Annotated in this window: 4 protein-coding genes and 2 pseudogenes; 3 read left to right on the plus strand and 3 right to left on the minus strand. The window is 75.8% G+C overall.

Annotation, left to right across the window (positions count from 1 at the left end; all coding sequences use genetic code 11):
• Positions 1-201 (plus strand): annotated as a pseudogene (locus ABWK99_RS13645) (hypothetical protein); the annotation flags it as partial.
• Positions 202-204: 3 nt separating this feature from the next.
• On the plus strand, positions 205-381 hold the full coding sequence (locus ABWK99_RS13650) for a hypothetical protein (RefSeq protein ID WP_372595249.1): 177 nt from the start codon (positions 205-207) through the stop codon (positions 379-381).
• Between the two features lie 83 nt (positions 382-464).
• Here ABWK99_RS13650 and menD read toward each other — a convergent pair whose 3' ends face one another.
• Positions 465-2,258, minus strand: a complete 1,794-nt coding sequence (menD, locus tag ABWK99_RS13655) for a 2-succinyl-5-enolpyruvyl-6-hydroxy-3-cyclohexene-1-carboxylic-acid synthase (protein WP_372595250.1) — start codon at positions 2,256-2,258, stop codon at positions 465-467.
• Positions 2,255-3,250 carry an o-succinylbenzoate synthase gene (locus tag ABWK99_RS13660; protein WP_372595251.1) on the minus strand — a complete coding sequence of 332 codons (996 nt, stop codon included), beginning with the start codon at positions 3,248-3,250 and terminating at the stop codon, positions 2,255-2,257. The genes menD and ABWK99_RS13660 overlap by 4 nt, the downstream gene beginning before the upstream one ends.
• Positions 3,251-3,320: 70 nt before the next feature.
• Between ABWK99_RS13660 and ABWK99_RS13665 the strand changes: the two genes are divergently transcribed.
• Positions 3,321-4,271 carry a 1,4-dihydroxy-2-naphthoyl-CoA synthase gene (locus tag ABWK99_RS13665; protein ID WP_372595252.1) on the plus strand — a complete coding sequence of 317 codons (951 nt, stop codon included), beginning with the start codon at positions 3,321-3,323 and terminating at the stop codon, positions 4,269-4,271.
• 24 nt (positions 4,272-4,295) lie between these two features.
• Here the strand turns inward: ABWK99_RS13665 and ABWK99_RS13670 are convergent.
• Positions 4,296-4,862: pseudogene (locus ABWK99_RS13670) on the minus strand (EAL domain-containing protein).
• Positions 4,863-4,868 lie beyond the last annotated feature (6 nt).

The raw sequence follows: 4,868 nt of genomic DNA on the forward strand, positions 1-4,868 counted from the left end.
CACCGACGCGACCTGGTCGGCGTGGCGGGCACCGGGGCGGTCGCGCCCTCCGGCGGCACCCAGGCACCGGGGGGCTGCGTCGGCGCGCCGTACCAGGGCGAGGCGCTCGGCGGCGCCGGGGTCGACGGCGCTGGCGGCGGCCACGGCGACCCGGCGGGCGGCGGCGCGGGAACGCTCGCGCTGGGGACCTGGCCGTCCTGAGCCGTGACCGGCCAGCTGTCGGTGGGGACCTGGCCGTCCTGGGCCGGGACCGGCGAGCCGCCGGTGGGGACCTGGCCGTTCTCGGCCGGGACCGGCGAGCTGTCGGCGGGGACCTGGCTGTTCTCGTCGGGGACCTGGCCGTTCTCGGCCGGGCCCTCGGTGTTCTCGGTGCTCATGTGACCTCCTTGGTGCACACAGCACACCGCACGCTGCTGACCGGAGGCTGGGTGGTACCTGAGAGGTCCCTGGGAAGGCGGGCCCCGCTAGGGGACCGGCGTGCCGGCTGCCGTTCCGAGCGCGTCCGAGACCGCGGACCGGACCCGCTCCGCCAGTCGTGCGCCGAGCGCTCGGCGATCCGCGCGGTCGACCACGACCTCCACGACGCCGAGCCCGCGCACCGGCTCGGCCAGTGCTGCGTGCAGCCCCTGGAGGTCCCTGACCCGTCGGTGCGCCACCCCGTACCCCGCGCACAGCGCCCCCAGGTCGGCGCGGTGGGGTGTCGCCAGGACACGCCCGGCGAGGGCGGAATGGGCGCCCTCCCCGTGCTCGAGGGTCGCGAAGATCGATCCCCCTGAGTCGTTGGCCACGACGATCTGCAGGTCCGGCGTCGGCTCGTCGGGGCCGAGGAGCAGTCCGCCGATCTCGTGCAGGAAGGTCACGTCGCCGAGGTAGGCGCGCACGGGGCGACCCAGGCCGAGCGCGACACCGGCAGCAGTGGAGATCGTCCCGTCGATCCCGGCGAGGCCACGGTTCGCGACGACCGTCGGCGGTTGCGCCCAGGCGGCGACGAGGTCCAGGTCCCGCACGGGGTTGCTGGCGCCCACGACGAGCACGTCGCGCGCGCCGAGGTGCTCGGCAAGGGCTGCTGCGAGCGCCGGCCCGGGCAACGGTTCCCCACGACTGGTGGACTCCTCCAGCACGGCGGCGATCGCGGCCAGCGCGGCAGCCCCGGCCCGTCGCCAGGTCCTGGCCCATCCGGGGTCGCCGCGGCCGGCCGCCGCGAGGTCGGCCGGGAGCTCCGGCACGACGACGGCGGCCGATCGCGCCGGGTCCGGCCAGCTGCCTCCCCGGGGGGCGACGACGACGACCTCGACATCGGCACGGGAGAGGAGCGACTGGACGGGCCGGGAGAGGGTCGGGCGGCCGAGGACGATCACCCGCCGGACGGCGCCACCGAGCTCGGGCAGGTCGAGGAGCAGACGGTAGGCCGGAACGGCGTCGGCGCCACCCCGGGCCCCCGAGCTCGGCTCGGCGAGCAGTGGCCAGCCGTGACGCCTCGCGAGGGCCACGGCGGCAGGCCCCGCTCCGTCGCCGGCGACCACGACCGTCCGCACCGGGTCGGTCGGCGCGTCGTCCGGTAGGTCGGTCGGGCCGTCGGTCGGCAGGTCGGCCGGTACGTCGGCCGCGAGCGCGGCGACGGCGCTCCGCCCGCGGCCGACCGGGACCGGCCAGGCGTCGGCGTCGGGCACGAGGGGCTCGCGGTAGGCAAGGTTGAGGTGCACAGGACCCGGGTCCCCGGTCCTCGTCCCCAGCGCCGTGGCGACCGCACGGACGGCGAGGTTGCGTAGGTCCTGGTCCTCACCGGGGCGGCCGCTCGGCGCCGGGACGTCGAGGGTGGCGCGCACGGCAGGGGCCAGCAGGCCCACCTGGTCGGTCGTCTGGTTCGCGCCGGTTCCCCGGAGCTCGTGCGGGCGGTCGGCGGTGAGCAGGAGCAGCGGAAGCCCGGAGTGGGCGGCCTCCAGGACGGCGGGCAGCAGGTGAGCGACAGCCGTACCCGAGGTCGTCACCACCGCGACGGGACGCGGATCGCCGGCAAGGACGGCGGCCCGTGCCAGGCCGAGAGCGAGGAAGGCCGCCGAGCGCTCGTCGATCCGCACGTGCAGCTCGAGCTCCGGGGCGTTCGGGTCACGGTCCGGGTGGTCGGCGGGCAGGTCGGCCTGGGCCACCGCATAGGCGAGCGGGGCGCTGCGCGATCCGGGCGCCAGGACCACGTGCCGCAGTCCGAGCTCGGTGAGCGCGCCGACCAGCACCCGCGCCGCACGGGTCGAGGGGTTCATCGGTCCTCCGGTCCGACCGGCCGGGACCCCGTGCGGGCCAGGAGGGCCACGACCCGGGCGGCCCGCTCCCGCCACCGCGCGTCGAGCTCCGGGTCGGCCGCATGAGCCGTCAGCAGCGCGGGATCCGGGGTCAGCGCCCCGGGCCGCAGGGCACCGTCGCGCACCCGAGGGGCGTCCACGACGAGGTCCTCCGCGAGGAGCTGAGCCGTGGCGAGCCCGCAGGCGAACGGCAGCTCGGGCAGGGCCGCGGCGAGCGCCAGGCCCGCCGCGAGCCCGACGGAGGTCTCCAGCGCGGAGGAGACGACGACGGGAAGCCCCACCTCCTGCGCGAGGTCGAGACAGGCCCGTACCCCGCCGAGCGGGGCGACCTTGAGCACCAGGATGTCGGCCGCTCCGGCCCGCGCGACAGCGAGCGGGTCCTGCGCCCGCCGCACCGACTCGTCGGCAGCGATGCGGACGTCGACGGCTCGACGCACCGCCGCGAGCTCCGCGACGCTCGCACAGGGCTGCTCGACGTACTCCAGCCCACCGGCCGCACGGTCGAGCACGGGGATCCGGGCAGTCGCGGCGTCGAGGTCCCAGGCACCGTTGGCGTCGATCCGGATCGCCCCCGCCGGGCCCAGCGCCGCACGCACCGCCTCGAGCCGCTCGACCTCGGCCCCCAGGCTCTGGCCCGGCTCGGCGACCTTGACCTTGGCCGTGCGGCAGCCGCCGGAGTCGGCCACGAGCCGGGTCGCCGTCGCGGCGTCCACCGCCGGGATGGTCACGTTCACCGGGATGCTGTCCCGCACCGGTGCCGGCCAGCCGAGATCGGCCGCCTCACGTGCCGCACGCCACCATGCCGCGCTCGCGTCGTCGTCGTAGTCCCAGAAGGGCGCGAACTCGCCCCAGCCCGCCTCGCCCCGCACCAGGACCCCGTCGCGCGCGGTCAGGCCGCGGAAGCGCTCACGCAGCGCCACCCGGTAGACCCGCAGGTCAGACGAAGTACCCACGGGGCAACCGTAGTGGGCACCCCGAGGGCCGGCACCCGGCTGCGCCCGCCCCCGGCACTACCCTCACCCCATGAGCGCGCTGCCCACCCCTGTGTCCGACACGTTCGACCCGCAGCACTGGCGCGAGGTCGAGGGCTTCACCCTCACCGACCTCACCTATCACCGTGGGGTGGACCGCTCGGGCGGGACGGAGCGCGACCTGCCCGTGGTCCGCATCGCGTTCCACCGGCCGGAGGTGCGCAACGCCTTCCGCCCGCACACCGTCGACGAGCTGTACCGGGCGCTGGACCACGCCCGGCTCACGCCCGACGTCGGCGTCGTCCTGCTCGCGGGCAACGGACCGAGCCCCAAGGACGGCGGCCGCTCCTTCTGCTCGGGCGGCGACCAGCGGATCAGGGCCCGTGACGGGTACCGCTACACGACGGACGTCGCGGCCCAGGGTGCCGACGCGATCGACCCGGCCCGCGCCGGCCGTCTGCACATCCTCGAGGTGCAGCGACTGATCCGGACCATGCCGAAGGTCGTCATCGCCGTGGTCGACGGCTGGGCCGCCGGGGGCGGGCACTCCCTGCACGTGGTCGCCGACCTCTCGATCGCCTGCCGCGCGCACGCCCGCTTCAAGCAGACCGACGCCGACGTCGGCTCCTTCGACGGCGGCTACGGCTCGGCGTACCTGGCACGGCAGGTCGGGCAGAAGCGCGCACGGGAGATCTTCTTCCTCGCCCGCGAGTACTCGGCAGAGGACGCCGAGCGCTGGGGTGCGGTCAACGAGGTGGCCGAGCACGAGGCCCTGGAAGACCTCGCCCTCGACTACGCACGCACCATCGCCGGCAAGAGCCCGCAGGCGATCCGGATGCTGAAGTTCGCCTTCAACCTCGCGGACGACGGCCTCGCGGGCCAGCAGGTCTTCGCCGGTGAGGCGACCCGCCTGGCCTACCTCACGGACGAGGCCGTCGAGGGCCGGGACGCCTTCCTCGAGCGACGCGCCCCGGACTGGTCGGCCTACCCGTACCACGCCTGATCCGGCCGGCCCCGGGCGCGCAGCTCAGCCGAGCAGGGCGCCGAAGGCCTCGGCCGTCATCGGACGGCCCAGGAGGTACCCCTGCGCGCGACGGCAGCCCATCGCCCGCAGCAGCTCGAGCTGCTCCTCGGTCTCCACGCCCTCCGCGACGGTCCCCAGGCCCATCGCCTCGGCGAGGCCGAGGACCGCCTCGACGACGGCGGTGGACTCGGCGGCGACGCCGAGCCCTGAGACGAAGCTGCGGTCGATCTTGAGCGCGGTGACGGGGAACCGGGTGAGGTACGCGAGGGAGGAGTACCCCGTCCCGAAGTCGTCGATGGCGAGCTCGCAGCCGAGGTCCGTGACGGCGCGCAGCTAGGCGAGGACGTCGTCGTTCGCCTCCAGGAGGACCCGCTCGGTGATCTCCAGGTGGAGGTCGGCCGGGTCCGCCCGGTGGCGGCGCGCCGCCCCCATGACGAGGTCCATGAGCTCGAGATGTCGCACCTGGCGCGCCGAGACGTTGACCGCCATCTGGAGGTCGGGCCGCCGGCGCTGCCACTGCACGAGCTGACGGGTGGCCTCGTCCACCACCCATGCGCCGATCGGGAGGATGAGGTC

Source organism: Actinotalea sp. (assembly GCF_041597215.1).
Classification (GTDB): domain Bacteria; phylum Actinomycetota; class Actinomycetes; order Actinomycetales; family Cellulomonadaceae; genus Actinotalea.